This is a genomic window from Pseudomonas sp. CP4, assembly GCF_047758505.1.
GTDB lineage: Bacteria > Pseudomonadota > Gammaproteobacteria > Pseudomonadales > Pseudomonadaceae > Aquipseudomonas > Aquipseudomonas fluorescens_AO.
Genome location: NZ_CP180489.1, coordinates 3,754,811 through 3,781,176 on the forward strand (window position 1 = coordinate 3,754,811; position 26,366 = coordinate 3,781,176).

Below are 26,366 nucleotides of genomic sequence, written 5' to 3' on the forward strand. Positions count from 1 at the left end.
CGTCGCGCGGGAACAACCCATTGTGTCGATTGAGCTACTTTGTCTGAGCCGATAGACGTCGCTGGCGGCGTTTTGATGGCTAACGTATTCTTCGCGGTTCTTTGAGTCGTCTGGCTCGCAAACTGCTTTTCCCACCTGTTTTTCCGGAGTTCGCTGAATGTCTGTCGGTTGGCTGCGCGCCTGTGCGCTGGTGATGTTGGGGCTGTTCAGCGTTACGGCGCTGGCCAAGGATAAAACCGCAATCGTGATCGGCGGCGGCCTGTCGGGTCTGACCGCTGCTTACGAGCTGCAGAACAAGGGCTGGCAGGTCACCCTGCTGGAAGCCAAACCGAGCCTGGGCGGTCGCTCGGGCATGGCCACCAGCGAGTGGATCGGCAACGACAAGACCCAGCCGGTGCTGAACAAGTACGTGTCGACCTTCAAGCTCGGCACCACGCCGGCGCCGGAATTCGTGCGCACGCCGAGCTATCTGATCGACGGTGATTATTTCTCCGCTACCGATCTGGCCACCAAGCAGCCAGCCACCGCCGACGCACTCAAGCGCTACCAGAAGACCCTCGACGATCTGGCGCGCTCGATCGACGATCCGCAGAACCCGGCGGCGACTGCCACCCTGCATGCGCTGGATCAGATCACCGTATCGAGCTGGCTCGACAAGCAGAACCTGCCGGCCACCGCGCGTCAGTTGATCAACCAGGACATCCGCACCCACTACGACGAACCTTCGCGTCTGTCGCTGCTGTATTTCGCTCAGCAGAACCGCGTCTATCGCGGCGTTTCCGACCGCGACCTGCGCGCCTCGCGTCTGGTCGGCGGCAGCCAGGTGCTGGCCCAGGCCTTCGTCAAACAGATCAAGACCATCAAGACCAGCTCTCCGGTGTCGGCCATCACTCAGGACAAGGACGGCGTGACCGTCAAGGTCGGCAGCGTCGGCTACCAGGCAGACTACGTGGTGCTGGCAGTGCCGTTGCGCGCACTGAACAAGATCGCCCTGACCCCGGCGCTGGATGCCCAGCACCTGGCGGCGATCAAAGGTACCAACTACGGTTGGCGTGACCAGATCATGCTGAAGTTCAAGACGCCCGTGTGGGAAAGCAAGTCGCGCATGTCCGGCGAGATCTACAGCAACACCGGTTTAGGCATGCTCTGGATCGAGCCGGCGCTGAAGGGCGGCGCCAATGTGGTGATCAACCTGTCCGGCGATAACGCCCGTGTAATGCAGGCGTTCGGCGACAAGCAGATGGTCGATCAGGTGCTGATCCGTCTGCATGCGTTTTATCCACAGGCCCGTGGCTCGTTCACCGGTTATGAAATCCGTCGCTACAGCACCGACCCGTCGATGGGCGGCGCCTACCTGGCTTACGGCCCGGGGCAGATCAGCAAGTTCTGGCGCCTGTGGGAACGTCCGCTGCAACGCGTAGCGTTCGCCGGCGAACACACCGACACCCTGTACCCGGGCACCCTGGAAGGCGCACTGCGCACCGGCCAGCGCGCGGCCAGCCAGGTTGAAGATCTGGCGGCCGGCAAGTCGTTCGAACCGGTCAAAGTGGTTCCGGCTGCAGCAGCGGCAGGCGCAGCGGGCGCGGTGGCGGTGAAGAAGGGCAACTTCTTCACTAACCTCTTCGGCGGTTCGGATGACGAGAAGAAGCCTGAGCCTGCGAAAGCGCCAGAGCCAGCACCTGCTCCGGTCGCTCCAGCGCCTGCACCGACCCCGGCACCTGCGCCAGCGCCGGTGGAAGCACCGAAGCCAGCGGCCCCGGTAAAAGCCGAGCCGGCAAAGAAAGCAGCGACCAAGCCTGCGGCGAAGAAGCCTGCAGCCAAAACCGATACGAAAAAGCCGGCTGCCAAACCCGCAGCAAAAAAGGCTGAACCGGCGAAGAAACCAGCGGCCAAGCCTGCTGCAACGACCGAGACCAAGGCGCAGTAAACCTTGCGGTGAATGAAAAAGCGCGGCGTATATGCCGCGCTTTTTTTTGCCTGTGAGGGCCCCATCGCTGGCAAGCCAGCTCCCACAGGTTTCTGAGGTAAACGCGGGATTTGTGCACGCCACTAACCACTGTGGGAGCGGGCTTGCCCGCGATGAGGCCTGTCCAGACAGCGCATCATCAGGATCTGCCACCTGACATTCCGCCACACTTTTGCCTTTAATCTTTTCTTAACTCGTCACTACCAGACTCTTGATCGTATTTCTCGATATTTCAAAGCAAAATTTTCCGCTTTAATTCGATAGATAACTCGCTAGTCTTGGTTCGCAGTTCTCACAGGATTTGGGCAATGCAGCTACGTAACTCTTCTTCGCGCTATGGTTGGGTCAGCATCTTCATGCACTGGGGCGTGGCGCTGGCGGTCTTCGGGCTGTTCGCGCTGGGTTTGTGGATGGTCGGGCTGGATTACTACAGCACCTGGCGCAAAGACGCGCCGGACCTGCACAAGAGCATCGGTCTGGTGCTGCTCGGTGTGATGCTGTTGCGGGTGCTGTGGCGCTTCATCAGCCCACCGCCTTCTACGCTGCAAAGCTACAGCCGCATGACCCGTATCGGCGCCAAATTCGGCCACGGGTTTCTGTATCTGGCGCTGTTCGCTGTGATGATTGCCGGTTACCTGATTTCCACCGCAGACGGTGTCGGGATCCCGGTGTTTGGCCTGTTTGAAGTCCCTGCTCTGCTCTCCGGACTACCGGATCAGGCAGATACCGCTGGGGTGATTCATCTCTGGCTGGCGTGGGCACTGGTAATTTTTTCCGGTCTCCATGCGTTGGCAGCATTGAAGCACCACTTTATCGATCGTGATGCGACCCTCACTCGAATGCTCGGTCGCAAAGCCTGAAGTTCAACCTCGACTCAAAGGAAAAGAAAGCATGTTGAAAAAGACTCTGGCCGCTCTGGCAATCGGTTCCGCCGTGCTGTCCGCCAACGTAATGGCTGCTGACTACGTAGTAGACAAGGAAGGCCAGCACGCCTTCGTCGACTTCAAGATCAGCCACCTGGGCTACAGCTACATCACCGGTACCTTCAAGGACATCGACGGCAAGTTCAGCTTCGACGCTGCCAAGCCTGAAGACAGCAAGATCGAATTCAACGTGAACACTGCCAGCGTGTTCACCAACCACGCCGAGCGCGACAAGCACATCGCCAGCGCTGACTTCCTCAACGCCAGCAAATTCGGCAAGGCCACTTTCGTTTCCACCAGCGTCAAATCCACCGGTGCCAACACCGCTGACGTGACCGGCGACCTGACCCTGCTGGGCGTGACCAAGCCAGTTGTCGTCAAGGCCACCTTCCTGGGCGAAGGCAAGGATCCATGGGGCGGCTACCGTGCCGGCTTCGAAGGCACCACCACCATCAAGCGTTCCGATTTCGGCAAGCAGAAAGACCTCGGTCCGAAGTCCGATGCGGTCGAGCTATATGTTTCGTTTGAAGGTGTGAAAGCGAAATAAATTTCGCCGCCACATGAAAAACGCCCCCGGTCGCAAGGCCGGGGGCGTTTTTTATTGTCTGATACATCACTTCGCGTCACTGAAAACCTATGGGAGCGAGCTTGCTCGCGAAGGCGTCAGGTCAATCACTTGATTTGTTGAATGACGCACCGCTTTCGCGAGCAAGCTCGCTCCCACAGGGATCTGAGTGATCTTGCGATTTTCACAAGTCAAAAAAATGCCCCGGCTCTTTCGAGTCGGGGCATTTTTCATGGCGGCTTGAAACTCAGCGATTGCGGGTCAGCAAAGCCGGTTTCTCGCCACGCGGGCGGCTTGGCAGTTGATCGAGCTGTTCAGGCGTCGGGAAGCGGTCGGCTTTCGATTCCTTGTGCATGATCTTCGGACCGTTGCTGCGCGGGTTCTGCACGGCCGGTTCGCTGCGTGGCTGATCGTCACGGGCCGGACGGCGGTTGCGCGGCGCGGATTCGTCACGACGACCCTGACCGTCACGCGGAGCGCCATTGCGCGGGCCGCTGCGTTTGGCCGGTGGCGTGCCGGTGCTCGAGCCGTTGCTGTTGCGCGGACCGTTCTGGCGACCCTGTGGCTGACCGCCGCGCGGTGCGCCAGTGCCTGAGCCTTGCGCCGGTGCGCCCGGACGACGGCCACGGCCACCGGCAGGAGCGGCTTTCGGCACGTAGTCGACGCGGTTACCGAAGTTATCGATATCGTCGTCGAGGAATTCGTCCGGAGCACGATCAGCCGCTGCACGCGGTGGCTGGCTTGGGCGCTGGTCGCGGCTCGGGGTGCCTTCGCGCGGTTTCTGTTGACGGGCAGGGCGCTCGCCACGTTCACCGGCCGGTTTTTCCTTGCCCTTGTCTTTGCCTTTGTCCTTGCGACCGCCGCCACCATTCGGGCCATCGCCACGTGGGCCACGGGAATTGCGCGGGTTGCGGATGTCGGGACGCTCGCGGGCTTCCGGCTTCTCGGCTTCGATGGTGCTGGAGTCGAAGCCCATCAGATCGCCGTCGGCAATCTTCTGCCTGGTCATGCGCTCGATGCTTTTCAGCAGTTTTTCTTCGTCCGGCGCGACCAGCGAGATCGCTTCGCCGGAACGACCGGCGCGGCCGGTACGGCCGATACGGTGCACATAGTCTTCATCGACGTTCGGCAGCTCGAAGTTGACCACATGCGGCAACTGATCAATGTCCAGACCACGAGCAGCAATGTCGGTGGCAACCAGAATGCGCACTTCGCCAGCCTTGAAGTCGGCCAGGGCTTTGGTGCGGGCGTTCTGGCTCTTGTTGCCGTGGATCGCTACAGCCGGCAGGCCGTGTTTGTCCAGGTATTCAGCGAGACGGTTGGCGCCGTGCTTGGTGCGGGTGAACACCAGCACCTGTTCCCACGCGCCAGCGGTGATCAGGTGCGCCAGCAGCGCACGTTTGTGGCTGGCGGGCAGGCGGAACACGCGTTGTTCGATGCGCTCGACCGTGGTGTTCGGCGGCGTGACTTCGATGCGCTCCGGGTTGTGCAGCAGTTTGCCGGCGAGGTCGGTGATGTCTTTCGAGAACGTTGCCGAGAACAGCAGGTTCTGACGCTTGGCCGGCAGACGCGCGAGGACTTTTTTCACGTCGTGCACGAAACCCATGTCGAGCATGCGGTCGGCTTCGTCGAGAACGAGGATTTCCACGTGGGACAGATCGACACTGCCCTGGCCGGCGAGGTCGAGCAAGCGACCCGGGCAGGCGACGAGGACGTCGACGCCACGGGACATGGCCTGGACCTGCGGGTTCATGCCGACGCCGCCGAAGATGCAGGCGCTGACGAATTTCAGGTCACGGGCGTAGATCTTGAAGCTCTCGTGCACCTGGGCCGCGAGTTCGCGGGTCGGGGTCAGGACCAGTACGCGCGGTTGGCGCGGGCCGTGACGCTGGGATTTGTCCGGGTGACCGTTGGGGAACAACCGCTCCAGAATCGGGAGGGCGAAACCGCCGGTTTTACCGGTACCTGTCTGAGCCGCCACCATCAGGTCGCGACCTTGCAACACGGCGGGAATGGCCCGCTGTTGCACCGGAGTAGGCTCGGTATAGCCCGCATCTTCGATGGCACGGACTAAAGCCTCGGAGAGACCGAGGGAAGCAAAGGACATGAGTAATCCTGTTTTAGTTAGGGCTTGGCCCAATGGGAGTCTTGCCTGGCGCGAATCACGTTTAAGAGGACGCAATCCCGTCCGGTCCAGCGGCGGTTCCGAAGGCACGTCAGGAGTGCTCGCGCGGGCTGGAAGCTGCGCTGTAGCGGGTCGAGAGGCCTGTTACGGTTCCGGGCGTCCGGGCGTGAGCCTGGCGGGAACGCCGGAGTATAACAGAGCAATCACTGCGCGCTGCTTTCCTGCTGCTCAACGGTTTTGCCGCTGGCCGTGGCTGAGCGCAGTGAGGCGTTGTCGACGGGCGCAGCGCCATAGCGCGCGCTGAGCTCGGCGTAGGCTGGTTCGCGCTTGAAACGCTTGAGTTCGGCACCGAATCGCTGCACCAGCAAGTCCATGCCGGCATTGCGCCGAACTGCCAAAAACTGGCTCTGACGGCTGATAACTGTCGGGTTTTCGGTGATCAGATTGCGAATATTCAGCTCATCGAGCAAATGCTGGCCGACGCGGCGATCGGTAATCAGCAGGTCGATACGCCCGCGTACCAGTTTGCCGAAGTTGGCTTCATGGGTTGGCGCCGGCTCCCGGGTAAACAGCTCCGACTGGCTGAAGTCAGGGCTGTACAGATAACCCGGCGAGGTGCCGATGGTCAGGCCTTTCAGTTGTTCGAGGGTGCGGAAAGGATGTGGCCGGTCGTTGGCGTAGAACATCACGAATTCGACGTCGGACAACGGTTCGCTGGGATAGAGCAGGGTGGCGTCACGCTCTGCGCTGTGAAAGATGTCCAGCGCACCGTCGGCCTGACCGGTTTCGAGCATCGACAGGCAGCGCTTCCACGGCAGGAACTGCCATTCGACTTCAATGCCCAGACGCTTGAACACGATGGCGGTGGTTTCGTAGTCCAGCCCGAGATTCTGCCCGCCCTGTTCGTACACGTACGGCGCCCAGGGCTCGGTGACAATACGCAACTTCTCGCCCCGAGCGGCGAAGCTCAGGCAAGCAAAAACCAGCACGGCGAATAACTGCGTGATCAAAGGCATGGCTGGAGATTACGACGAGAAACCCGAAAGAGCCAGAAAGTGCCTGCACAAGCTCTGTTCCGAGGTTCAAAACGCAAAAAATCGCAGCCGCGACACCCCTGTAGGAGCCGCCGAAGGCTGCGATCTGTTGCTTGTAGCTTTCAACTTGAAGCTTGCGGCTGCCTCAACGCGGCAACTTCAGGTTATTCCAGATCGCCAGGCTAGGTTCGGCCTGGTTCATGGAATAAAAATGCAGCCCCGGTGCGCCGCCCTGCAGCAGGCGTTCGCACATTTCGCTGACGACTTGTTCGCCAAAGCGTTGAATGCTTCGCGTGTCGTCGCCGTAGGCTTCCAGTTGCTTGCGGATCCAGCGCGGAATTTCCGCACCGCAGGCATCGGAGAAGCGCGCTAGCTTGCTGTAGTTGGTAATCGGCATGATCCCCGGCACGATTGGCAGATCCACGCCCAGCGCCTGCAAACGGTCGACGAAGTAGAAGTAGCTGTCGGCGTTGAAGAAGTACTGGGTGATCGCGCTGTCGCCACCGGCCTTTGCCTTGCGCACGAAGTTGGCGAGATCGTCTTCGTAGTTGCGCGCTTGTGGATGCATTTCCGGGTAAGCGGCGACTTCGATGTGGAAGTGATCGGCGGTTTCTTCACGAATGAATTCCACCAGCTCATTGGCGTGACGCAGCTCACCGCTGGTCATGCCCATGCCGGACGGCAGGTCGCCACGCAGGGCAACGATGCGCTTGATGCCGGCAGCCTTGTATTCGTTCAGCAGGCCGCGCAGATCGTCCTTGCTGTCACCGACGCACGACAGGTGCGGAGCGGCGGGAACTTTGACTTCGCTTTCCAGCTGCAACACGGTGTTGAGCGTGCGATCACGGGTCGAACCGCCAGCGCCGTAGGTGCAGGAAAAGAAATCAGGGTTGTAAGTGGCCAACTGACGGGCAGTGGCGAGCAGCTTTTCTTGCCCGGCATCGGTCTTGGTCGGGAAAAACTCGAAGCTGTAGCGACGGTCTTGGGACATTGGAGGGGGCCTCCAGCTGCAAGCTGCAAGCTTCAAGCTGCAAGAGGGCGGAGCGCCGGGATCCTGTACCTGAAGCTTGCAGCCAGCGGCTGCGTAATAACGATGAAGAAGCCAGCGACAGCTACAAGCCTCAAGTAAACCAACCGCTTTTACTTGCCGCTTGCAGCTTGAAGCTCGCAGCTGCTCTTAATAGCGATAGGCGTGCGGCTTGAACGGGCCTTCGACGGTGACGCCGATGTAGTCAGCCTGTTGCTTGGTCAGTTGGGTGACCACGCCGCCGAAGCCGCGAACCATTTCCAGGGCCACTTCTTCGTCGAGTTTCTTCGGCAGTACTTCAACGGTCAGACGCTCGGCTTTCTGCGCTGGCGACAGGTCGGCGTATTTCTGGCCGAACAGGAAGATCTGTGCCAGAACCTGGTTGGCGAACGAACCGTCCATGATGCGGCTCGGGTGACCGGTGGCGTTGCCCAGGTTCACCAGACGGCCTTCGGCCAGCAGGATCAGGTAGTCGTCGTTCTGAGGGTCGAAGCTGCCGGCGCCGGTGCGGTGAACCTTGTGCACCTGTGGCTTGACTTCTTCCCATGCCCAGTTCTTGCGCATGAAAGCGGTGTCGATTTCGTTGTCGAAGTGACCGATGTTGCAGACCACGGCGCGCTTCTTCAGGGCCTTGAGCATGTTCGCGTCGCAAACATTGACGTTACCGGTGGTGGTCACGATCAGGTCGATCTTGCCCAGCAGTGCTTTGTCGATGCTCGCTTCGGAACCGTCGTTGATACCGTCGATGAACGGCGACACCAGTTCGAAACCATCCATGCAGGCTTGCATGGCGCAGATCGGGTCGACTTCCGACACTTTGACGATCATGCCTTCCTGACGCAGCGACTGAGCCGAGCCCTTGCCCACGTCACCGTAACCGATGACCAGCGCTTGCTTGCCGGACAGCAGGTGGTCGGTGCCGCGCTTGATTGCATCGTTCAGGCTGTGACGGCAGCCGTACTTGTTGTCGTTCTTGGACTTGGTCACCGAGTCGTTGACGTTGATGGCCGGGATTTTCAGCTCGCCCTTGGCCAGCATGTCCAGCAGACGGTGTACGCCAGTGGTGGTTTCTTCGGTCACGCCGTGAACGCGATCGAGCACTTGCGGGTATTTCTTGTGCAGCAGCTCGGTCAGGTCGCCGCCGTCGTCGAGGATCATGTTGGCGTCCCAAGGCTGGCCATCCTTGAGGATGGTCTGCTCCAGGCACCACTCGTACTCTTCTTCAGTCTCGCCTTTCCAGGCGAACACCGGAATACCGGCAGCAGCGATTGCGGCAGCGGCCTGATCCTGAGTAGAGAAAATGTTGCAGGACGACCAGCGTACTTCGGCACCCAGGGCAACCAGGGTTTCGATCAGCACGGCGGTCTGAATGGTCATGTGGATGCAGCCGAGGATTTTCGCGCCCTTGAGCGGCTGCTCGGCAGCGTATTTGCGGCGCAGACCCATCAGGGCAGGCATTTCCGATTCGGCGATGATGGTTTCGCGACGGCCCCAGGCAGCCAGGGACATGTCGGCAACTTTGTAATCGGTAAAATCTGCAGGCGTGTTGACAGCGCTCATGAAGAGCCTCCATTCGTAATGTATGCGAATGGGCGCCGTTGTGCGTTTAGTGTCCGGCGCAGGCCGGTCAACGCCCCATCCGAGCCTGACAGGTCGAACCTGCTGCAGCGCCCCTCGGACAGGTGGCGGGAAAACGGCATAGCCGTTCTGAATCGGTGGCGATTATAGCGGTCTTCGCCCGGCTAGTGGCAAGCGGCAAGCTACAAGCGGCAAGTAAAAGCCAATCCGCTTTTACTTGCAGCTTGTAGCTGAAAACTTGAAGCTGGGGGCCAATACCCCTAACGCTCAAACGCCTCGACCCAGGAGCCCCCCATGAATTTCCACACCCGCAAATGGGTTAAACCCGAAGACCTCAACCCCAACGGCACCCTGTTCGGCGGCAGCCTGCTGCGCTGGATCGACGAAGAAGCGGCGATCTACGCCATCGTGCAACTGGGCAACCAGCGTGTGGTGACCAAGTACATCTCGGAAATCAACTTCGTCAGCGCCTCGCGCCAGGGCGACATCATCGAACTGGGCATCACCGCCACCGAATTCGGCCGCACCTCGATCACCCTGACCTGCGAAGTGCGCAACAAGATCACCCGCAAGAGCATCCTGACCGTCGAGAAGATGGTATTCGTCAACCTCGGCGAAGACGGCCTGCCGGCGCCGCACGGGCGGACCGAGATCAAATATGTGAAAGACCAGTTCCAGGATGACGAAGCCGTTCAATAACCTCGGCGGCGCATTCTTCGCGAGCAGGCTCGCTCCCATAGGTACAGCGTGATCCTTGTGGGAGCGAGCCTGCTCGCGAAATCGCTTGCCAGGTCAGCGAAGATTCGCCTGGCCACTGAACAGCCATGAAGCGCAACGGTCGTAGCTACATCGCCCCCCACCGGTTGCCACGCCATGACCACCCCCACCAGCGAAAAGACCCCCGACCTTTCGGCCAAAGAGCAGCACGAAGTCGAGAAGAGCCAGCCGCCGCGCGCGGCCGTTCTGCATGAAATCATCCGCACCCAGGGCGATCAGGAACTGGAGCGCAGCATTGCCGCGCTGTGGTGGTCGGCGCTGGCGGCGGGCCTGACCATGGGCCTGTCCTTGATGGGCATGGGATTGCTCAATTCACGCCTGCCCGATGGCGACGAATTCAAGGTGATCGCCAGTTTCGGCTACTGCGCCGGTTTCCTCGCGGTGATCCTTGCGCGCCAGCAATTGTTCACCGAAAACACCCTGACCGCCGTGCTGCCGGTGATGACCAAGCCGACGCTGAAGAATTTCCTGCGCCTGATCCGTCTGTGGACAGTGGTATTGGTCGGCAACCTCTGCGGGACGATTCTGGTGGCCTACGTGATGCTGGAACTGCCGATCTTCGACAGCAAGACCGACGTCGCTTTCCTCGAAATCGGCCGCAAGGTCATGGAACACAGCGCCAGTCAGATGTTCGCCAAGGGCATCGTCTCCGGCTGGATGATCGCCACCATGGTCTGGATGATCCCGTCCATGGAGAGCGCGAAGATGTGGATCATCATCCTCATCACTTACTTCATGGCGCTGGGCGACTTCACCCACATCGTCGTCGGATCGGCGGAAGTGTCCTATCTGGTGTTTGCCGGCGAGTTGCCGTGGAGTGACTTCTGGGCAGTGTTCGCCGCGCCGACGCTGGCGGGAAACATCATCGGCGGCAGCTTCATCTTCGCGCTGATCAGCCATGCGCAGATTCGCAGCGAAAGTGGTGCGCCGAAGGAATCTGCGGATCAGACTCTCGAGCCCGATCCGCAGTCGATCAAGAAATGATCAGTGGTGGGCTGGCTCAGGCACGCTGGCCGGCTCATTGCGCGTTGCGTGCTTGACCAGTTTGCCGATGGTCAGGCCCTGCAGCAGGATCGACGACAGCACCACGATGTAGGTGATGCTCAGCAGCAGGTCGCGCTCCGGGCCCAGCGGCAGGGCCAGCGCCAGTGCCACCGAGACACCGCCGCGCAGACCACCCCAGGTCAGGATGCGGATGGTGCCGGCCGGCACTGAGCGCCAGCGCCGCAGCAGCAGGATCGCCGGGGCCACGGTGAGCAGGCGCGACAGCAGAATCGCCACCGCCAGCAGGCCTGCGGCGGCCATGTGCAGCCAGTTGAACGGCAGCAGCAACAGCTCCATGCCGATCAGCGCAAACAGCAGCGCGTTGAGCATGTCATCGAGCAATTCCCAGAAACCGTCCAGATAGCGCCGGGTCATGTCGTTCATCGCCAGATTGCGCCCGAGGTTGCCGATGATCAGACCGGCCACCACCATCGCAATCGGCGCCGAAACGTGGAGTTCGGTGGACATCGCCGAACCGCCGATCACCAGGGCCAGGGTCAGCATCACGGTGATCTGGTGCTGCTCGACGCTTTTGATCATCCGATAGACCAGATAACCGATCAGTCCGCCGAACAACACACCGCCGATCGCCTCGTGGACGAAGAGCATGGCCGTGGCACTGACGGTCGGGGTTTCGCCCAGTTGCGCGATGCCCAGCAGCACGGTGAAGACCACGACAGCCGTGCCGTCGTTGAATAGCGATTCGCCGACGATGGTGGTTTTAAGTGGTTTCGAGGCGTTGGCGGTACGCAACACGCCGAGCACGGCAATCGGGTCGGTCGGTGAGATCAGCGCACCGAACAACAGGCAGTAGAGGAAGCTCACGTGCCAGCCGAACAGGGCAAAAATGTAGAACGCCAAGCTGCCGATCACTACGGTGGCGATCAACACACCGAAGGTGGCCAGCAGACCGATCGGCCAACGGTAGCTGCGCAAGTCATTCAAGTTGACGTGCAGAGCGCCGGCGAACAGCAGGAACGAAAGCATCCAGTTCATCAGCAGATCACCGAAATCGATCTGGCCGATCAGTTGCTGCACGCGGTCTTCGAGGCCGGGAAAGCCGAGCACGCTGAGGCCTTGCAGGAGCAATGAGAACAGCAGGGCGGTAACCATCACGCCGATGGTCGGCGGCAAGCCGATAAAGCGGAAATTGACGAAAGTCAGGAGGGTGGTGAGGCAGATGAAAGCGGCGACAAGTTCAAGCATCCGGGGTCCTTTGGATGAAGGGTGAATGGAGCGCGACCGGAGGTTGGACGCAGGGGTTTGATGGGCGAACAGCGACATGGGACACACCACAGTTCATTGTGGCGAGGGGATTTATCCCCGCTCGGCGGCGAAGCCGTCGCAATCCGGCTTATCGATTATTTCTGACAAAACCCGATTGAAGGTTTTTGGGGCTGCTGCGCAGCCCAACGGGGATAAATCCCCTCGCCACAGGTGGTCAGTCGCAGAGGTCTCAGCCAGACACATTGACCGCACTGGCCCGCCGACGTTGCAGGTAAATGAACAGCAGCGCCGTCAACACCGTCAGCCCGCCAACCAGCGCCCCGGTCCAAGGCAAGTCCGCCAAGTCCGCGCCGCTGGCGACCACGAGTCCGCCGATCCAGGCGCCTGCCGCATTGCCGAGGTTGAACGCGCTCTGGTTCAGCGTCGAACCCAGATTCGGCGCTTCGTGGGCCTGATCGATGATCAACAGCTGCAGAATCGGGCACAGCGCGAAGGCAAAAATGCCCCACAGCACCAAGGTGATCGCCGCCGGAATCACGGCACGGCTGGTTTGGCTGAACGCCGCGAGAACCACCACGACCGCCAGCGCTACACCGACCAGCGACGGTAACAAGCGACTATCGGCCAGGCGCCCGCCGAGCATGCTGCCCGCCGTCAGGCCGACACCAAACAACAGCAGCATCACCGTCACGCCGTGGGGGCTGACGCCAGTGATGTCTTGCAGAATCGGCGCGATATAGGTGAACACGCTGAACAGACTGGTCGAGGCCAGCACGCTCATGCCCAGCGCCAGCAGGACGTTGGCCTTGCCCAGTACTTTGAATTCGCTGGCGAGGTTGGCCTTGTCCATCGCGATGTGTTTCGGCAACCACAGCCACTGCGCCAGCGCGGCGACAATGCCGATCACCGACACCGCCCAGAAGGTCGAGCGCCAGCCAGCGTATTGCCCCAGCGCTGTGCCCAGCGGCACGCCGAGGACGTTGGCGAGCGTCAGGCCGGTGAACATCATGGCAATGGCTTGCGCGCGTTTGTTCGGCGCCACCAGTCCGGCGGCGACCACCGAGCCGATGCCGAAAAACGCCCCGTGGCACAGCGCCGTGACCACACGCGCGGCCATTAGCGTTGCGTAGTTCGGCGCGAGCGCGCAGAGCACGTTGCCGAGAATGAACATCAGCGTCATGCCCAGCAGTGTCGCTTTGCGCGGCATGTTGGCGGTACCGATCGCCAGAATCGGCGCGCCGAACACCACGCCCAGGGCGTAACCGGTGATCAGCAGGCCTGCGTGAGGAATGCTCACCGCAAGGTCGCGGGCGACATCGGGCAGCAGGCCCATGATGACGAATTCGGTGGTGCCGATGCCGAACGCGGCAACGGCGAGTGCAAGCAAAGCGAGGGGCATGCGCAAGGTCTCTGTCGGTAGTCTTGACGCTTTGATCAGGCATACGCGTGCCAGCGACCGTTTTCGAAGAAAGCGGAGCAGGCAGCTTTTATTGGAATTTTTGGGTGTGCAGCTGAGTACGGCGTGGTGGGTTGCAGTATAAACAGCTGCTGACACATGGCGAATCAATTCTGACCAGTCGGTTCTGCAATCGCATATTCACCGTAAACGCTGCCGTGAAATATCCGCCTGAAAGAACCTTTCGGCCGGCCACGGCTCTTAGCCTGTGGGCAGGTGCTGATCGGCATGCTGGTGATGAAGCTCTGACCGCTCGCCAATTATTCGAATCGAAAAAGGACGACGTTATGACAGTGGCTCTGTGGTGTGTGTTGATCGCGATTTTCCTGCCTTACGTGTGCACGATCGTGGCGAAGGCCACCGGCGGTTTCCGCTTGAAGGACAATTACGATCCACGGGATTTTCTCGATAGCGTCGATGGCGTCGCCCGTCGCGCCCATGCGGCGCAATTGAACAGCTTTGAAGTCACACCGGCGTTTGCCGCCGCGGTGATCGTCGCGCATCTGGTCGGCACTGCGGAGCTGGTGACGGTCAATGTGCTGGCGGTGCTGTTTATCACCAGTCGCCTGCTGTACATCATCTGCTACCTGGCTGACTGGGCTGCACTGCGTTCGGTGGTGTGGTTTATCGGGATGGGGCTGATTGCTTCGTTTTTCTTTGTGTCGATCTGATTATCGGCTGTTGCTGCCGGCCTCTTCGCGAGCAGGCTCGCTCCCACATGGAAATGCATTCCAAATGTGGGAGCGAGCCTGCTCGCGAAAGCGATGGATCAGACGACGAAGAACCTAAGACTTTTGCTTCGGTGTATCCGCCACCTGCGGCACTTGCGGCAATTCTTTTCCTTTAGGCCAGAGCATCCATATCTGCCCCTGCTGTTTCATGTCCCCGGCCAGTTGCCCGGCCGCATCGCCGGTGCCCCAGAACAGATCCGCGCGCACCTCACCGGCAATCGCGCCGCCGGTATCCTGCGCGGCGACCGGGCGCACCAGCGGTGTGCCGTCCGGCTTGGTGGTCGACAGCCATAACAGACTGCCCAAGGGAATCACCTTGCGATCCACCGCCGCGCTGTAGCCGGCGGTCAGCGGTACGTTCAGCGAGCCGCGCGGGCCTTCGTTGCTGTCCGGGTTGCGGGTGAAGAACACATAGCTCGGGTTGCTGGCGAGCAGTTGCGGAATGCGCGTCGGGTTGGCCTTGGCCCAGTTGCTGATCGCGCTCATGGTTACCTCTTCCTTCTTCAGCTCACCTTGCTCAACCAGCCAGCGACCGATCGGCCGGTACGGGTGGCCGTTCTGGTCGGCGTAGGCGATGCGTAACTGTTTGCCGTCCTCGGTCTGAATCCGGCCTGAGCCCTGGATCTGCAGAAATTGCAGATTCATCGGATCAGTCAGATAGGCGACCACCGGCGCTTTCACGCCTTTGGATTCAATGGTCGCCGCGTCGTCGTAAGGCTTGAGCACGCGGCCTTCGAGGCGGCCGCGCAGGCGCTTGCCTTTCAATTCCGGGTAGATGCTGTCGAGCGAGACGATGATCATGTCTTCCGGCACGCCATACACTGGCACGTTTGCCGTTGCGGTGGGCGTCAGGCTACCGGGATAGACCGGTTCGTAATAGCCCGTGATCAGACCGTTGGGGTTGTCGTTCTCGGCGCGCAGGCCGTAGACATCGAGGTTCTGTTTGAGGAATGCACGAATCTCGGCGGCGCTTTGCGGCACATTCGCCGCCGCAGTGCAGGTCGGCCCCCAGACCGCGTCGGTTTTGAGTCGCGTGCAGGCGCTGCGCCAGGATCCGAAACCGGCGACCAGATCGTTGTCGGAGACCGCGGGCAACGCTTCCCAGGTCGCGCTGGAATAAGTGGCCAGCGCATGGGTTTTCGGTTCGGCATTGTCGCCGCCGGTGCAGCCTGCGAGAGCCGCCAATAAGGGCAGGGTAGCGAAGAGCGGGTGACGCCAGGCCGTGAAGCGGCTGTTCATGGAGTGATTCCTGTGCCGGTTGGCCGAGTGCTCCATGCGCTCGACCAACCCGTATTTTTAATAGGGCTATTGGTGTTTGGCGGTGAGCCGAGGATACTGGCCGCCGATTTCCGCGACCTGAAGCCACCATGACTCTGAAACCCATTGCTGTTGTATTGCTGGCCTGCCTGACCTTGTCCGCCTGTGGCGGCGTCGACCCTAATTCGCCGTTGGGCCAGCGCAAAGCCATCTTCAAGCAGATGCTCAAGACCAGCGAAGACCTCGGCGGCATGTTGCGCGGGCGCATTGCCTTTGACGGGCCGAAATTTGCCGAGGGCGCAGTCAGGCTTGATGCGTTGGCCCATGAGCCGTGGAAGCATTTCCCGCAGGTGCGCGAAGAAGATCACACCAGCGCCAAAGATGATGTCTGGCAGAAACAGGCGCGTTTTCAGGAGCTGGCCCGCGCGCTGGAGGCAGCTACCGGTGAACTGGTGGTCGCCAGCCAGATTCAGCCATACAAGGCCAGCAATCTTGGGCCGGCAGTGCAGAAAGTCGAGGATGCCTGCAGTGCTTGCCATAAAGAGTTTCGCGATCATTGATTCCTGAGGCTGCTGAGTACCTTGTGGCGAGGGGATCTATCCCCGATGGGCTGCGAAGCAGCCCCAACACCATACAACCGGGTTTTTTCAGTCGGACCCGACCAGCCGAATTTGCGACGGCTTCGCCGCCGGACGGGGATAAATCCCCTCGCCACAGGGCTTTGGTTACTTGTCGATCTCGTCCAGCGCGTCCTGCAGTTCCTTGCGCGACTCGGCGAGCTTTTCCTTGCGCTTGTTGATCTTCTCCGGATCGCCCTTCTTCATGGCCTTGTCGAGGTCCGCCTGACGCTGGCTCACCTCATGCTTGGCCTCAAGCACTTTGTTCTCACGTTCTTTCTTCAGCCCGGCGTCGGTGCAGTGTTCGTTCACTTCACGCAGTGCGGTTTCCAGACCCGCCTGCTGCTCCATGTTGCCGCGCGACTTGGCCTGTTCGATCTGGTTGATGATGCCCTGCTTCTTGGCAGCGCAACCGGTCAGGCCCGGGCCGTCTTCCTCGGCCATGACCGGGGCGGCCATGACGCCGCAAAGAGTGAGCAGGGCGAGCGGTGCGAGAAATTTCATAAAAGCTCCATGTGCAAAGGCAATCGGGGTTGGAGGGCACTGCGCTGTTGGAGCGTCTGGCCGGCCGTTGGGTTCCCGCCGGGCGGGGATTGCAGGTTCAGAAGCCGTCGATTCCGGCGGCTTTCAAGGTTTCACTCAAAGCCACTACCTGCGGGTCGCGAAAGAATGCGCTCAGTTGCGCCGCGCGTCCCGGGCCGATGCCGGTTTCTGCCTGCCATTGTTCCGTGTCGCGTTGTGCCAGGGCCTGCCACGAATCGTCCAGTTGTGCCTGTCCGGTCGGCGGCATGCCCAGCGCTTTCAACCATCGAGCGAACGGCTGTTGCCGCGCGCCGTGAAAACTCTGGATCAGACGTGCGCTGCTGCGCTCGCCGAGGCCGGCAATGGTAGCAAGCTCTGACGCATCGAGGGTCAGCCAATCCAGCAGGTGTTTCAGACGGCCTGTTTCCAAAAGTTTCTCCCAGGTGCCACGACCGACATGCTGCATGGCCAGGCCCTGCTTGCCACTGAGCCAGGTCAGACGCGCGAGAAACTGGCTTTCACACCCCGGCGTCAGTTGCCAACAACTCAGGACGTGGTAGTCGTCGCCATTGGGAATACTGATGTCTGCCCGTTCGCTGGTGCGCAGCACGACACTGTCGAGGCGCGGAATGGTCAGCCCGGCCAGACTGATTGCCACCTGATCGCCGGGACGGATGTCGAGGCTTTTCCAGCGTTTCAGCGAGCTGACGCTGACTCGTTTGATTTCGCGGTCATCGAGTCTGACCGGCAGCAGTTCCAGTACTGGTGTGATCCGCCCTGTACGGCCGATCTTGAAGTTGACCTTGCGCACTTCGGCCAATGCCTGGGCGAACGGGTACTTCCAGGCAATCGCCCAATAAGGTGCCTTGGCCTGCCAGCGTTCGGCGGGCGGCCGTTGGCTCTGACGCAGCACCACGCCGTCGCTGGCAAAGGGCAGGGGCGAGCGATACCAGTGCTCGCGCCATTTTTGCGCGTCTTCGTATTGGCTGATGGGCTGTGTAAAGGGCTCGGTTGCGGCGAACCCCAATGCCTGAAGTTCGGACAATCGCTCCGGCAGTCGCACAGGGCCTTGCGGCCAGTCCCAGACAAACAGCCCGATCCCGGCAGCCTGTTCGGCATCCAGCGATTTGCGCCCCATCAGACCGGCGACGGTGGCGCGGGCATTGACGCTGCCGGACTGTGATTGAACATGGGCGTTCAGGCGCCAATAAAGCTCGCCCTGTACCAGCAGATCCCGTGGCTGCCTCAACCGTTGCGGAATGGCAGCGATCCTGCGCGCGGAGGCGGTCCAGTCCTGGCCGTTGATCCCGTCACCGCGACTGATCGCCTGCTGCAATATTCCCTGGCGGTAGATCAGCGTGACAGCCACGCCGTCGACCTTGGGCTGCACCCAGACGTTCTGGCGAGCGCGCAGCCAGTGGGCGACGTCCTCGGCCTTGTGCAGCTTGTCCAGACCGGTGTGGGCGATGGGGTGGGGGAACGTGCCGGACGCGGTGCGTAACGGCTGCGGGGATGAGGTGTGGTTGAAACAGGCCTGCCATTCTTTCAGTCGCAGTTGGGACTGGTCATAGAGTTCGTCGCTGATCAATGAGCGGCCTTCGCGGTGATAGGCGTCGTCCCATTGATCGATCCGGTTTTGCAGGGCGGTGATTTCGCGTTGGGCTTGGGGTAAGGGCCAGTCGGGGCAGTTGGCTTGGCTGACGAGGGTGATGAGTGCCAGCAGGAAGGCCAGCAACAGGCGCAGTGTGAAGAGCATTGTGAGCATCCTTGCTCGGGGGGTGATGCTTGAAGGGTAGGTGAGGATCAGAAGAACGTTGCGCGGCTTTTTTGCGAACTGTTTCGGGGCAGGGGAACTGGTGTTGCCGGGGCGGGCGCCTTCGCGAGCAGGCTCGCTCCCACACGGATCTCAAAAATCTGTCAGGCATGAAAAAGCCCCGCACTGCGCGAACCGTGCGGGGCTTTCATGCAGCCAGGGTTTTACAGGCCAGCGGCGGAACGCAGGGCGTCGGCGCGGTCGGTTTTTTCCCAGGTGAACGTGGTGAAGCTGTCTTCGCCAACGGTCTTGGTCTGCGGTGCCCGACCGAAGTGGCCGTAGGCTGCGGTTTCCTGATACATCGGGTGCAGCAGGTCGAGCATGGTGGTGATCGCGTATGGACGCAGGTCGAACACTTCACGCACCAGTTTGATGATCTTGTCATCGCTGATCTTGCCGGTGCCGAAGGTGTTCAGCGAGATCGACGTAGGCTGGGCCACACCGATTGCGTAGGACACCTGAATCTCGCAACGCTCGGCCAGGCCGGCCGCAACGATGTTCTTGGCCACGTAACGGCCAGCGTAGGCAGCCGAACGGTCAACCTTCGATGGATCCTTGCCGGAGAATGCGCCGCCGCCGTGACGGGCCATGCCGCCGTAGCTGTCGACGATGATCTTGCGACCGGTCAGACCGCAGTCGCCTACCGGGCCGCCAATGATGAACTGGCCGGTCGGGTTGATGTGGAACTGGGTGTCCTTGCTCAGCAGTTCGGCAGGCAGCACGTGCTTGACGATCAGCTCCATCACGCCTTCGCGCAAATCTTTGTACGAGACTTCCGGGTTGTGCTGGGTCGACAGAACCACAGCGTCGATGCCGACAACCTTGCCGCCTTCGTAACGGCAGGTCACTTGCGACTTGGCATCCGGACGCAGCCAAGGCAGCAGGCCCGACTTGCGTGCTTCAGCCTGACGCTGCACCAGCTGGTGCGAGAAGGTGATCGGTGCTGGCATCAAAACGTCGGTTTCGTTGCTGGCGTAACCGAACATCAGGCCCTGGTCGCCGGCGCCCTGATCTTCAGGCTTGGCACGGTCAACACCCTGATTGATGTCGGGGGACTGCTTGCCGATGATGTTCATCACGCCGCAGGTGGCGCCGTCGAAGCCGACTTCGGAGCTGGTGTAGCCGATGTCGCAAATCACGTCACGAACGATCTGCTCCAGGTCGACCCAGGCGCTGGTGGTCACTTCACCGGCAACGATGGCCACGCCGGTCTTGACCAGGGTTTCCACAGCCACGCGAGCGTGTTTGTCCTGGGCAATAATGGCGTCCAGCACCGCATCGGAAATCTGGTCGGCGATTTTGTCCGGATGTCCTTCAGACACGGACTCGGAGGTGAAGAGGGAGTATTCGCTCATCTCGATGTTTTCCTGAATTTACCGATGGTGAGTGTCGCCAGCCGGTCGCTGAAAGTGGCGAACCTGGATCTGGAAACCATTACGTAAGCCTACATAGAGGCTTTCCCCGGGAACGAGTCCCGCAGCGGTGGCCCAACGGGCCAGATCGTCCTGTTCAAACCCCAACCAGAGATCACCGCAGGCCTCCCTGGCCCAACTCTGGTTGTGGCTACATAACTCTGTCACGAGCAGGCTACCGCCCGGTTGCAGCAAGTCGGCCATGTGCCTGAGCGCATCGGCCGGGGCGGCAAAATGGTGCAGGACCATGTTCAGCACCACGCAATCAGCCGTAAGGCTCGTGCCGTTCAATGCATCGGCCAATTGCAGGCTGACGTTAGCCAGCTGTTCACGTTCGCATACCTGACGCGCCAGTTCGAGCATCGCCGGGCTGTTGTCCAGCGCGGTGACGGTGCCGAAGCGACGGGCCAGTTCCGGCAGAAAAGCACCATCGCCGGGGCCGACTTCAATGGCCGTGGCTGCACCATCGAAGTTCAGTTTGTCGAGCAGGGCCAGCACGCTGTCACGGTACTGAGGCAGGCCTGCGATCAAGTCTTGCTGGGCACGGAATTTTTCCGCGACCCGGGCGAAAAAGTCCTGACTGGCCGCGGCACGCTGGCCGTGAACCTGCTCGATGCGCGCTCGCACCTCGTCAGGCAGATCCAGATTGTCGACTTCTTCCAGCAATGCCGCGTGCAGCTTGCCGCCGAGCAATTCGCTGTGGGGCAGGGCGCGACGATAGAAAATCGCATTGCCTTCACGGCGTGTCGCCACCAGATCGGCTTGCGCCAGCACCTTGAGGTGATGGCTCATGCCTGACTGGCCGATGCCGAAAATCTGCGCCAGCTCCAGCACGCCAAACGAATCGTTGGCCAGCGCGCGCAAGACATTCAGCCGCAGCGGATCGCCGCCGGCCTTGCACAGGGCCGCCAGCTCGTCGCAATCGTCATGGCGAATGGAAGGCACGCGTAAGTTCATAGGGCTGGCAGTCTAGAGACGGGGGGGTGGCACCGCAAGGCCAATATCAAAAAGTTTTGATATTGCTCGATAAATGGCACTTCTCAGCGGACGGTAGTCTCTACAAACGAACAGCGGAAAGGTTTCACCAAGCGAAACCGGTGCTATCGATTGGAAAAACGCCTGCCGATGACTATCTGTCATTGCCCCGAGGCGCATGGGTGAGGGAAAATGCCCTCCTTTTTTCCGTTTCAGTCTATTCACACCCAGGAGATCAGCGATGCCTAGCCGTCGTGAGCGTGCCAACGCCATTCGTGCCCTCAGCATGGATGCCGTGCAAAAAGCCAACAGCGGCCATCCCGGTGCCCCTATGGGTATGGCAGATATTGCCGAAGTGCTGTGGCGCGACTACCTCAAGCACAACCCGAGCAACCCGTCGTTCGCCGACCGTGACCGCTTCGTGCTGTCCAACGGCCACGGCTCGATGTTGATCTACTCGCTGCTGCACCTGACCGGTTACGACCTGTCGATCGACGACCTGAAGCAGTTCCGTCAACTGCACAGCCGCACCCCGGGTCACCCTGAATTCGGTTACACCCCGGGCGTTGAAACCACCACCGGCCCACTGGGTCAGGGTCTGGCCAACGCCGTCGGTTTCGCGCTGGCTGAAAAAGTCCTGGGCGCGCAGTTCAACCGTCCTGGCCACGACATCGTCGACCACCATACCTACGTGTTCCTCGGTGATGGCTGCATGATGGAAGGCATTTCCCACGAAGTCGCCTCTTTGGCCGGCACGCTGGGCCTGGGCAAGCTGATTGCCTTCTACGATGACAACGGCATTTCCATCGACGGCGAAGTCGAAGGCTGGTTCACCGATGACACGCCGAAGCGTTTCGAAGCCTATAACTGGCAGGTGATCCGCAATGTCGACGGTCACGATCCGGAAGAGATCAAGACCGCCATCGAAACCGCGCGCAAGAGCGCTCAGCCGACGCTGATCTGCTGCAAGACCACCATCGGTTTCGGTTCGCCGAACAAGCAGGGCAAGGAAGATTGCCACGGCGCCCCACTGGGTGACGCGGAAATCGCCCTGACCCGTCAGGCGCTGAACTGGAACTACGGCCCGTTCGAAATTCCGGCCGACATCTACGCCGAGTGGGACGCCAAAGAAGCTGGCCGCGCGGTCGAAGCCGAGTGGGATCAGCGTTTCGCTGCTTACTCCGCTGCATTCCCGACCGAAGCCAACGAGCTGATTCGTCGTCTGAGCGGCGAGCTGCCGGCCGACTTCTCGGAAAAAGCCTCGGCCTACATCGCCGAAGTCGCGGCCAAGGGCGAAACCATCGCCAGCCGCAAGGCCAGCCAGAACACCCTTAACGCGTTTGGCCCGCTGCTGCCGGAGCTGCTCGGCGGTTCGGCTGACCTCGCCGGTTCCAACCTGACCCTGTGGAAAGGTTGCAAGGGCGTCAGCGCTGAAGATGCCAGCGGTAACTACATGTACTACGGCGTGCGCGAATTCGGCATGACCGCGATCATGAACGGCGTGACCCTGCACGGCGGCCTGGTGCCTTACGGCGCGACCTTCCTGATGTTCATGGAATACGCGCGCAATGCCGTACGTATGTCGGCTTTGATGAAGAAGCGCGTGATCCACGTCTACACCCACGACTCGATCGGCCTGGGCGAAGACGGCCCGACGCACCAGCCGATCGAGCAACTGACCAGCCTGCGCACCACGCCGAACCTCGACACCTGGCGTCCAGCCGATGCCGTTGAATCGGCAGTCGCGTGGAAAAACGCACTGGAGCGCAAGGACGGCCCTTCGGCGCTGATCTTCTCGCGGCAGAACCTGCAGCACCAGGAACGCGATGCTGGCCAGATCGCCAACATCAGCCGTGGTGGTTATGTACTGAAGGACTGCGCAGGCGAGCCTGAGCTGATCCTGATCGCCACCGGTTCGGAAGTCGGTCTGGCTGTTCAAGCCTTCGACAAACTGACCGAGCAGGGCCGTAAGGTTCGCGTGGTATCGATGCCTTGCACCAGCGCGTTCGATGCTCAGGATGCGGAGTACAAGCAGTCGGTGCTGCCGTTGCAGGTCGGCGCACGTATTGCCATCGAAGCGGCCCACGCCGATTTCTGGTTCAAGTACGTAGGTCTGGAAGGTCGTGTGATCGGCATGACCACCTACGGTGAGTCGGCGCCGGCCTCGGCATTGTTCGAAGAGTTCGGTTTTACCCTGGAGAACATCCTCGGTCAGGCTGAAGAGCTGCTGGAAGACTAAATCTGACAGTTGTGTTGTCCGGGCTGACGCCTTCGCGAGCAGGCTCGCTCCCACAGGGAAATGCATTCCAATGTGGGAGCGAGCCTGCTCGCGAAAGCGTTGGTTCAGGCAACATCGCAGTGCCTGATTCACCACGGAATCGAGAACCCCATGCCTCAACCGCGTCCCTACAAAGTTGCACTCAACGGCTATGGCCGCATTGGTCGTTGCGTCTTGCGGGCGTTGTTCGAGCGCGGCGATAAGGCCGGGTTTGAGATTGTCGCGATCAACGATCTGGCCGACATGGCCAGCATCGAATACCTGACACGCTTCGACTCCACCCACGGGCGATTCCCCGGCGAAGTGCGGGTTGAAGGCGATTGTCTGCATATCAATGGCGACTGCGTGAAGGTCTTGCGCAGTGCCACCCCCGAAGGCATCGATTGGGCGTCGCTGGGCGTCGATCTGGTGCTCGAGTGCTCCGGCGCTTACCACACTCGTGCCGATGGCCAGCGCTTTCTCGACGCCGGCGCGCCGCGCGTGCTGTTCTCGCAGCCGATGGCCAGCGAAGCGGATGTCGACGCCACCATCGTCTACGGCGTCAATCAGAACTGCCTGACCGGCGACGAACTGCTGGTATCCAACGCCTCGTGCACCACCAACTGCGGCGTGCCGTTGCTGCGTCTGCTCGATCAGGCGATTGGCCTGGATTATGTGTCGATCACCACGATTCACTCGGCGATGAACGATCAGCCGGTGATCGATGCCTATCACCACGAAGACCTGCGCCGCACGCGTTCGGCGTTCCAGTCGGTGATCCCGGTGTCCACTGGTCTGGCGCGGGGCATCGAGCGCCTGCTGCCGGAACTTGCCGGACGAATTCAGGCCAAAGCCGTGCGCGTGCCGACAGTCAACGTGTCCTGCCTCGACATCACGATGCAGACCGCCACGGCGACTGATGCCAATGAGGTCAACCGGATCCTGCGCGAAGCCGCCACCAGCGGCCCGCTCAAAGGCCTGCTGGCCTACACCGAGTTGCCGCACGCCAGCTGTGATTTCAACCATGACCCACATTCGGCCATCGTCGATGCCAGTCAGACCCGTGTTTCCGGCCCCAAACTGGTGAACATCCTGGCCTGGTTCGACAACGAATGGGGTTTTGCCAACCGAATGCTGGACGTTGCAGACCACTATCTGCAAACAGCAACTTCAAAAAAACCGTAGGAAGTGCGACCCATGACCGTGTTGAAGATGTCCGACCTCGATCTGCAAGGTAAGCGCGTATTGATCCGCGAAGACCTCAACGTCCCCGTCAAGGACGGTGTTGTCACCAGCGACGCGCGCATCCTGGCTTCGCTGCCGACCATCAAGCTGGCCCTGGAAAAAGGCGCGGCAGTGATGGTCTGCTCGCACTTGGGCCGTCCGACTGAAGGCGAGTTCTCCGCCGAGAACAGCCTGAAACCTGTCGCCGACTACCTGAGCAAAGCGCTGGGCCGTGAAGTGCCGCTGGTGGCTGATTACCTCGGTGGCGTTGAGGTCAAGGCTGGCGACATCGTGCTGTTCGAAAACGTGCGCTTCAACAAGGGCGAGAAAAAGAACGCCGACGACCTGGCCCAGCAATACGCGGCCCTGTGCGACGTGTTCGTGATGGACGCTTTCGGCACCGCTCACCGCGCCGAGGGTTCGACCCACGGCGTGGCCAAGTTCGCCAAAGTCGCTGCCGCTGGCCCGCTGCTGGCCGCTGAACTGGAAGCACTGGGCAAAGCTCTTGGTGCACCGGCCAAGCCAATGGCGGCCATCGTTGCCGGCTCCAAGGTGTCGACCAAGCTCGACGTGCTGAACAGCCTGAGCCAGATCTGCGATCAACTGATTGTCGGCGGCGGCATCGCCAACACCTTCCTCGCGGCCGCTGGTCACCCGGTTGGCAAGTCGCTGTACGAACCGGATCTGCTCGACACCGCCCGTGAAATCGCGGCGAAAGTCAGCGTGCCGTTGCCGGTTGACGTCGTGGTCGCCAAGGAATTTGCCGAAAGCGCTGAAGCGACTGTGAAGCTGATCGCTGATGTTGCGGCTGACGACATGATTCTCGACATCGGCCCGCAAACCGCCGCCAATTTCGCCGAACTGCTGAAGTCGTCGAAAACCATTATGTGGAACGGCCCGGTCGGCGTGTTCGAGTTCGATCAGTTCGGCAACGGCACCAAAGTGCTGGCCCAGGCCATCGCCGAAAGCTCGGCATTCTCCATCGCGGGCGGTGGCGACACCCTGGCGGCGATCGATAAATATGGCGTGGCTGAGCAGATCTCCTACATTTCCACCGGTGGTGGCGCGTTCCTCGAATTCGTCGAGGGCAAGGTGCTGCCTGCCGTTGAAGTCCTGGAAAGCCGGGCCAAGGCCTGAGGCCGCCCGTTTGGCCAGGCAAAGGAGTGTTCACATGGTCAAGTCGTTAGCGCTGTTGTTGCTGACCGGTACGCTGGCGGCCTGCGGGAGCACCCCGAAGGCCGACGCGACGCCAGCACCGAGCGAGCCGCAGAAGGGCTGTTATCAGGCCGACTGGCAGGCCGAAACCAACCCGGTGCTGAACAAGCGCTCGGGCCCGGACGGCCTGGACAAATACGAGACGCAAACCCCGGTCAAGGAACATGGTTGTCCTTGACGGGTCTGACTCTTTAACTCAGGGCTGGCGGCATGCGTCGTCAGTCGAGGAACACGGATGAAAGGCTTGATCGCCGTTGCGGCGTTGGCATTGTTGGGTGGTTGCGCGCAGTTGAGCCTGTTTCAGTCGTCAGCCCCGGCAGACAACTGGACGACCTGGACCTGCGACAGTCAGGCCAAGGTGTTGTGGCGTTACGCCGATGCCGGCCAGAAGGAAGTCGATGTGCGACTGGGCGGCGCTGATCAGGTCTATCGCCTGAAAGAAGAGCCGGGCGCCTCGGGCACGCTGTACAGCGATGGCATGCTGGCGTTTCACGTCAAGGGTGACGAAGGCCTGGTGTACTGGGTCGCCACCAATGACCTGATTGGCCGTGGTTGCAAGACCGAGTAAAACGATTGATTTGATTCACAGCGATCCAAATGTGGGAGCGGGCTTGCTCGCGA

The 26,366-nt window shown here is 60.9% G+C and carries 23 protein-coding genes and 1 riboswitch; of the genes, 12 read left to right on the top strand and 11 right to left on the bottom strand.

What is annotated here, in order from left to right; all coding sequences use genetic code 11:
* Positions 1-157 precede the first annotated feature (157 nt).
* The 3 genes from ACMYUN_RS16795 to ACMYUN_RS16805 all read left to right on the top strand — a co-directional run bounded on the left by ACMYUN_RS16795 (position 158) and on the right by ACMYUN_RS16805 (position 3,436).
* The gene (locus ACMYUN_RS16795) at positions 158-1,927 is read left to right on the top strand and encodes a flavin monoamine oxidase family protein (protein WP_415761175.1); all 1,770 of its coding nucleotides are present in this window, start codon (positions 158-160) and stop codon (positions 1,925-1,927) included.
* A gap of 347 nt (positions 1,928-2,274) precedes the next feature.
* Complete coding sequence (locus ACMYUN_RS16800; protein ID WP_129997802.1) at positions 2,275-2,826, top strand: cytochrome b; 552 nt, start codon at positions 2,275-2,277, stop codon at positions 2,824-2,826.
* A gap of 31 nt (positions 2,827-2,857) precedes the next feature.
* Complete coding sequence (locus ACMYUN_RS16805; RefSeq protein WP_039757580.1) at positions 2,858-3,436, top strand: YceI family protein; 579 nt, start codon at positions 2,858-2,860, stop codon at positions 3,434-3,436.
* A gap of 265 nt (positions 3,437-3,701) precedes the next feature.
* Here the strand turns inward: ACMYUN_RS16805 and ACMYUN_RS16810 are convergent, their stop codons facing one another.
* The 4 genes from ACMYUN_RS16810 to ahcY all read right to left on the bottom strand — a co-directional run bounded on the left by ACMYUN_RS16810 (position 3,702) and on the right by ahcY (position 9,200).
* The gene (locus tag ACMYUN_RS16810; RefSeq protein WP_415761176.1) at positions 3,702-5,561 is read right to left on the bottom strand and encodes a DEAD/DEAH box helicase; all 1,860 of its coding nucleotides are present in this window, start codon (positions 5,559-5,561) and stop codon (positions 3,702-3,704) included.
* Positions 5,562-5,782: 221 nt separating this feature from the next.
* Complete coding sequence (locus tag ACMYUN_RS16815; RefSeq protein WP_310403453.1) at positions 5,783-6,595, bottom strand: substrate-binding periplasmic protein; 813 nt, start codon at positions 6,593-6,595, stop codon at positions 5,783-5,785.
* 163 nt (positions 6,596-6,758) lie between these two features.
* Positions 6,759-7,604: a methylenetetrahydrofolate reductase [NAD(P)H] gene (gene metF / locus ACMYUN_RS16820; RefSeq protein ID WP_415761178.1), complete on the bottom strand. Its 846-nt coding sequence runs from the start codon at positions 7,602-7,604 to the stop codon at positions 6,759-6,761.
* Between the two features lie 186 nt (positions 7,605-7,790).
* Positions 7,791-9,200, bottom strand: coding sequence for an adenosylhomocysteinase (ahcY, locus tag ACMYUN_RS16825; protein WP_016772771.1), 1,410 nt, complete (start codon positions 9,198-9,200; stop codon positions 7,791-7,793).
* Positions 9,201-9,223: 23 nt separating this feature from the next.
* Positions 9,224-9,322, bottom strand: a riboswitch (S-adenosyl-L-homocysteine riboswitch).
* Positions 9,323-9,512: 190 nt separating this feature from the next.
* On the opposite strand from ahcY, the gene ACMYUN_RS16830 reads away from it, so the two are divergent.
* Positions 9,513-9,917, top strand: coding sequence for an acyl-CoA thioesterase (locus ACMYUN_RS16830; RefSeq protein ID WP_415761179.1), 405 nt, complete (start codon positions 9,513-9,515; stop codon positions 9,915-9,917).
* Positions 9,918-10,091: 174 nt separating this feature from the next.
* Positions 10,092-10,979, top strand: a complete 888-nt coding sequence (locus ACMYUN_RS16835; RefSeq protein WP_415761180.1) for a formate/nitrite transporter family protein — start codon at positions 10,092-10,094, stop codon at positions 10,977-10,979.
* On the opposite strand, the gene ACMYUN_RS16840 is transcribed toward ACMYUN_RS16835, so the two are convergent.
* A complete protein-coding gene (locus ACMYUN_RS16840) occupies positions 10,980-12,245 on the bottom strand; it encodes a cation:proton antiporter (RefSeq protein ID WP_016772774.1) in 1,266 nt (421 codons plus the stop codon). It abuts the gene before it with no gap.
* A gap of 250 nt (positions 12,246-12,495) precedes the next feature.
* A complete protein-coding gene (locus ACMYUN_RS16845) occupies positions 12,496-13,665 on the bottom strand; it encodes an MFS transporter (RefSeq protein ID WP_415761181.1) in 1,170 nt (389 codons plus the stop codon).
* Positions 13,666-14,009: 344 nt separating this feature from the next.
* Between ACMYUN_RS16845 and ACMYUN_RS16850 the strand changes: the two genes are divergently transcribed.
* Positions 14,010-14,393 (top strand): MAPEG family protein, encoded by a 384-nt coding sequence (locus tag ACMYUN_RS16850; protein WP_024014628.1) that lies wholly within the window; start codon positions 14,010-14,012, stop codon positions 14,391-14,393.
* Positions 14,394-14,507: 114 nt separating this feature from the next.
* Here the strand turns inward: ACMYUN_RS16850 and ACMYUN_RS16855 are convergent, their stop codons facing one another.
* Positions 14,508-15,692, bottom strand: coding sequence for a murein transglycosylase A (locus tag ACMYUN_RS16855; RefSeq protein ID WP_310403464.1), 1,185 nt, complete (start codon positions 15,690-15,692; stop codon positions 14,508-14,510).
* 128 nt (positions 15,693-15,820) lie between these two features.
* On the opposite strand from ACMYUN_RS16855, the gene ACMYUN_RS16860 reads away from it, so the two are divergent.
* Positions 15,821-16,270 carry a c-type cytochrome gene (locus ACMYUN_RS16860; protein WP_039757595.1) on the top strand — a complete coding sequence of 150 codons (450 nt, stop codon included), beginning with the start codon at positions 15,821-15,823 and terminating at the stop codon, positions 16,268-16,270.
* Positions 16,271-16,435: 165 nt separating this feature from the next.
* Here ACMYUN_RS16860 and ACMYUN_RS16865 read toward each other — a convergent pair whose 3' ends face one another.
* The 4 genes from ACMYUN_RS16865 to ACMYUN_RS16880 form a co-directional block, all read right to left on the bottom strand.
* Positions 16,436-16,831: a DUF1090 domain-containing protein gene (locus ACMYUN_RS16865; protein ID WP_039757598.1), complete on the bottom strand. Its 396-nt coding sequence runs from the start codon at positions 16,829-16,831 to the stop codon at positions 16,436-16,438.
* Between the two features lie 97 nt (positions 16,832-16,928).
* A complete protein-coding gene (ligB, locus tag ACMYUN_RS16870) occupies positions 16,929-18,605 on the bottom strand; it encodes an NAD-dependent DNA ligase LigB (protein WP_415761183.1) in 1,677 nt (558 codons plus the stop codon).
* A 221-nt stretch (positions 18,606-18,826) separates the two neighbouring features.
* Entirely contained in the window at positions 18,827-20,017 is a 1,191-nt protein-coding gene (gene metK / locus ACMYUN_RS16875; RefSeq protein WP_024014624.1) for a methionine adenosyltransferase, read from the bottom strand.
* 18 nt (positions 20,018-20,035) lie between these two features.
* Positions 20,036-21,031 (bottom strand): ArsR/SmtB family transcription factor, encoded by a 996-nt coding sequence (locus ACMYUN_RS16880; protein WP_039757602.1) that lies wholly within the window; start codon positions 21,029-21,031, stop codon positions 20,036-20,038.
* Between the two features lie 259 nt (positions 21,032-21,290).
* On the opposite strand from ACMYUN_RS16880, the gene tkt reads away from it, so the two are divergent.
* The 5 genes from tkt (at position 21,291) to ACMYUN_RS16905 (ending at position 26,313) form a co-directional block, all read left to right on the top strand.
* Complete coding sequence (tkt, locus tag ACMYUN_RS16885; protein ID WP_039757603.1) at positions 21,291-23,288, top strand: transketolase; 1,998 nt, start codon at positions 21,291-21,293, stop codon at positions 23,286-23,288.
* Between the two features lie 150 nt (positions 23,289-23,438).
* Positions 23,439-24,491, top strand: coding sequence for an erythrose-4-phosphate dehydrogenase (gene epd, locus ACMYUN_RS16890; protein WP_039757604.1), 1,053 nt, complete (start codon positions 23,439-23,441; stop codon positions 24,489-24,491).
* A 12-nt stretch (positions 24,492-24,503) separates the two neighbouring features.
* On the top strand, positions 24,504-25,667 hold the full coding sequence (locus tag ACMYUN_RS16895; RefSeq protein ID WP_415761184.1) for a phosphoglycerate kinase: 1,164 nt from the start codon (positions 24,504-24,506) through the stop codon (positions 25,665-25,667).
* A gap of 34 nt (positions 25,668-25,701) precedes the next feature.
* Entirely contained in the window at positions 25,702-25,923 is a 222-nt protein-coding gene (locus ACMYUN_RS16900; protein WP_016772786.1) for a hypothetical protein, read from the top strand.
* A gap of 57 nt (positions 25,924-25,980) precedes the next feature.
* Positions 25,981-26,313 carry an MliC family protein gene (locus ACMYUN_RS16905; protein ID WP_039757606.1) on the top strand — a complete coding sequence of 111 codons (333 nt, stop codon included), beginning with the start codon at positions 25,981-25,983 and terminating at the stop codon, positions 26,311-26,313.
* Positions 26,314-26,366: the final 53 nt, after the last annotated feature.

Excerpts from the sequence above, each read along its gene's own strand:
- ACMYUN_RS16795 (WP_415761175.1), top strand. The coding sequence starts at position 158 with ATGTCTGTCGGTTGGCTGCGCGCCTGTGCGCTGGTGATGTTGGGGCTG.
- ACMYUN_RS16800 (WP_129997802.1), top strand. The coding sequence starts at position 2,275 with ATGCAGCTACGTAACTCTTCTTCGCGCTATGGTTGGGTCAGCATCTTC.
- ACMYUN_RS16805 (WP_039757580.1), top strand. The coding sequence starts at position 2,858 with ATGTTGAAAAAGACTCTGGCCGCTCTGGCAATCGGTTCCGCCGTGCTG.
- ACMYUN_RS16810 (WP_415761176.1), bottom strand. The coding sequence starts at position 5,561 with ATGTCCTTTGCTTCCCTCGGTCTCTCCGAGGCTTTAGTCCGTGCCATC.
- ACMYUN_RS16815 (WP_310403453.1), bottom strand. The coding sequence starts at position 6,595 with ATGCCTTTGATCACGCAGTTATTCGCCGTGCTGGTTTTTGCTTGCCTG.
- metF (WP_415761178.1), bottom strand. The coding sequence starts at position 7,604 with ATGTCCCAAGACCGTCGCTACAGCTTCGAGTTTTTCCCGACCAAGACC.
- ahcY (WP_016772771.1), bottom strand. The coding sequence starts at position 9,200 with ATGAGCGCTGTCAACACGCCTGCAGATTTTACCGATTACAAAGTTGCC.
- ACMYUN_RS16830 (WP_415761179.1), top strand. The coding sequence starts at position 9,513 with ATGAATTTCCACACCCGCAAATGGGTTAAACCCGAAGACCTCAACCCC.
- ACMYUN_RS16835 (WP_415761180.1), top strand. The coding sequence starts at position 10,092 with ATGACCACCCCCACCAGCGAAAAGACCCCCGACCTTTCGGCCAAAGAG.
- ACMYUN_RS16840 (WP_016772774.1), bottom strand. The coding sequence starts at position 12,245 with ATGCTTGAACTTGTCGCCGCTTTCATCTGCCTCACCACCCTCCTGACT.
- ACMYUN_RS16845 (WP_415761181.1), bottom strand. The coding sequence starts at position 13,665 with ATGCCCCTCGCTTTGCTTGCACTCGCCGTTGCCGCGTTCGGCATCGGC.
- ACMYUN_RS16850 (WP_024014628.1), top strand. The coding sequence starts at position 14,010 with ATGACAGTGGCTCTGTGGTGTGTGTTGATCGCGATTTTCCTGCCTTAC.
- ACMYUN_RS16855 (WP_310403464.1), bottom strand. The coding sequence starts at position 15,692 with ATGAACAGCCGCTTCACGGCCTGGCGTCACCCGCTCTTCGCTACCCTG.
- ACMYUN_RS16860 (WP_039757595.1), top strand. The coding sequence starts at position 15,821 with ATGACTCTGAAACCCATTGCTGTTGTATTGCTGGCCTGCCTGACCTTG.
- ACMYUN_RS16865 (WP_039757598.1), bottom strand. The coding sequence starts at position 16,831 with ATGAAATTTCTCGCACCGCTCGCCCTGCTCACTCTTTGCGGCGTCATG.
- ligB (WP_415761183.1), bottom strand. The coding sequence starts at position 18,605 with ATGCTCTTCACACTGCGCCTGTTGCTGGCCTTCCTGCTGGCACTCATC.
- metK (WP_024014624.1), bottom strand. The coding sequence starts at position 20,017 with ATGAGCGAATACTCCCTCTTCACCTCCGAGTCCGTGTCTGAAGGACAT.
- ACMYUN_RS16880 (WP_039757602.1), bottom strand. The coding sequence starts at position 21,031 with ATGAACTTACGCGTGCCTTCCATTCGCCATGACGATTGCGACGAGCTG.
- tkt (WP_039757603.1), top strand. The coding sequence starts at position 21,291 with ATGCCTAGCCGTCGTGAGCGTGCCAACGCCATTCGTGCCCTCAGCATG.
- epd (WP_039757604.1), top strand. The coding sequence starts at position 23,439 with ATGCCTCAACCGCGTCCCTACAAAGTTGCACTCAACGGCTATGGCCGC.
- ACMYUN_RS16895 (WP_415761184.1), top strand. The coding sequence starts at position 24,504 with ATGACCGTGTTGAAGATGTCCGACCTCGATCTGCAAGGTAAGCGCGTA.
- ACMYUN_RS16900 (WP_016772786.1), top strand. The coding sequence starts at position 25,702 with ATGGTCAAGTCGTTAGCGCTGTTGTTGCTGACCGGTACGCTGGCGGCC.
- ACMYUN_RS16905 (WP_039757606.1), top strand. The coding sequence starts at position 25,981 with ATGAAAGGCTTGATCGCCGTTGCGGCGTTGGCATTGTTGGGTGGTTGC.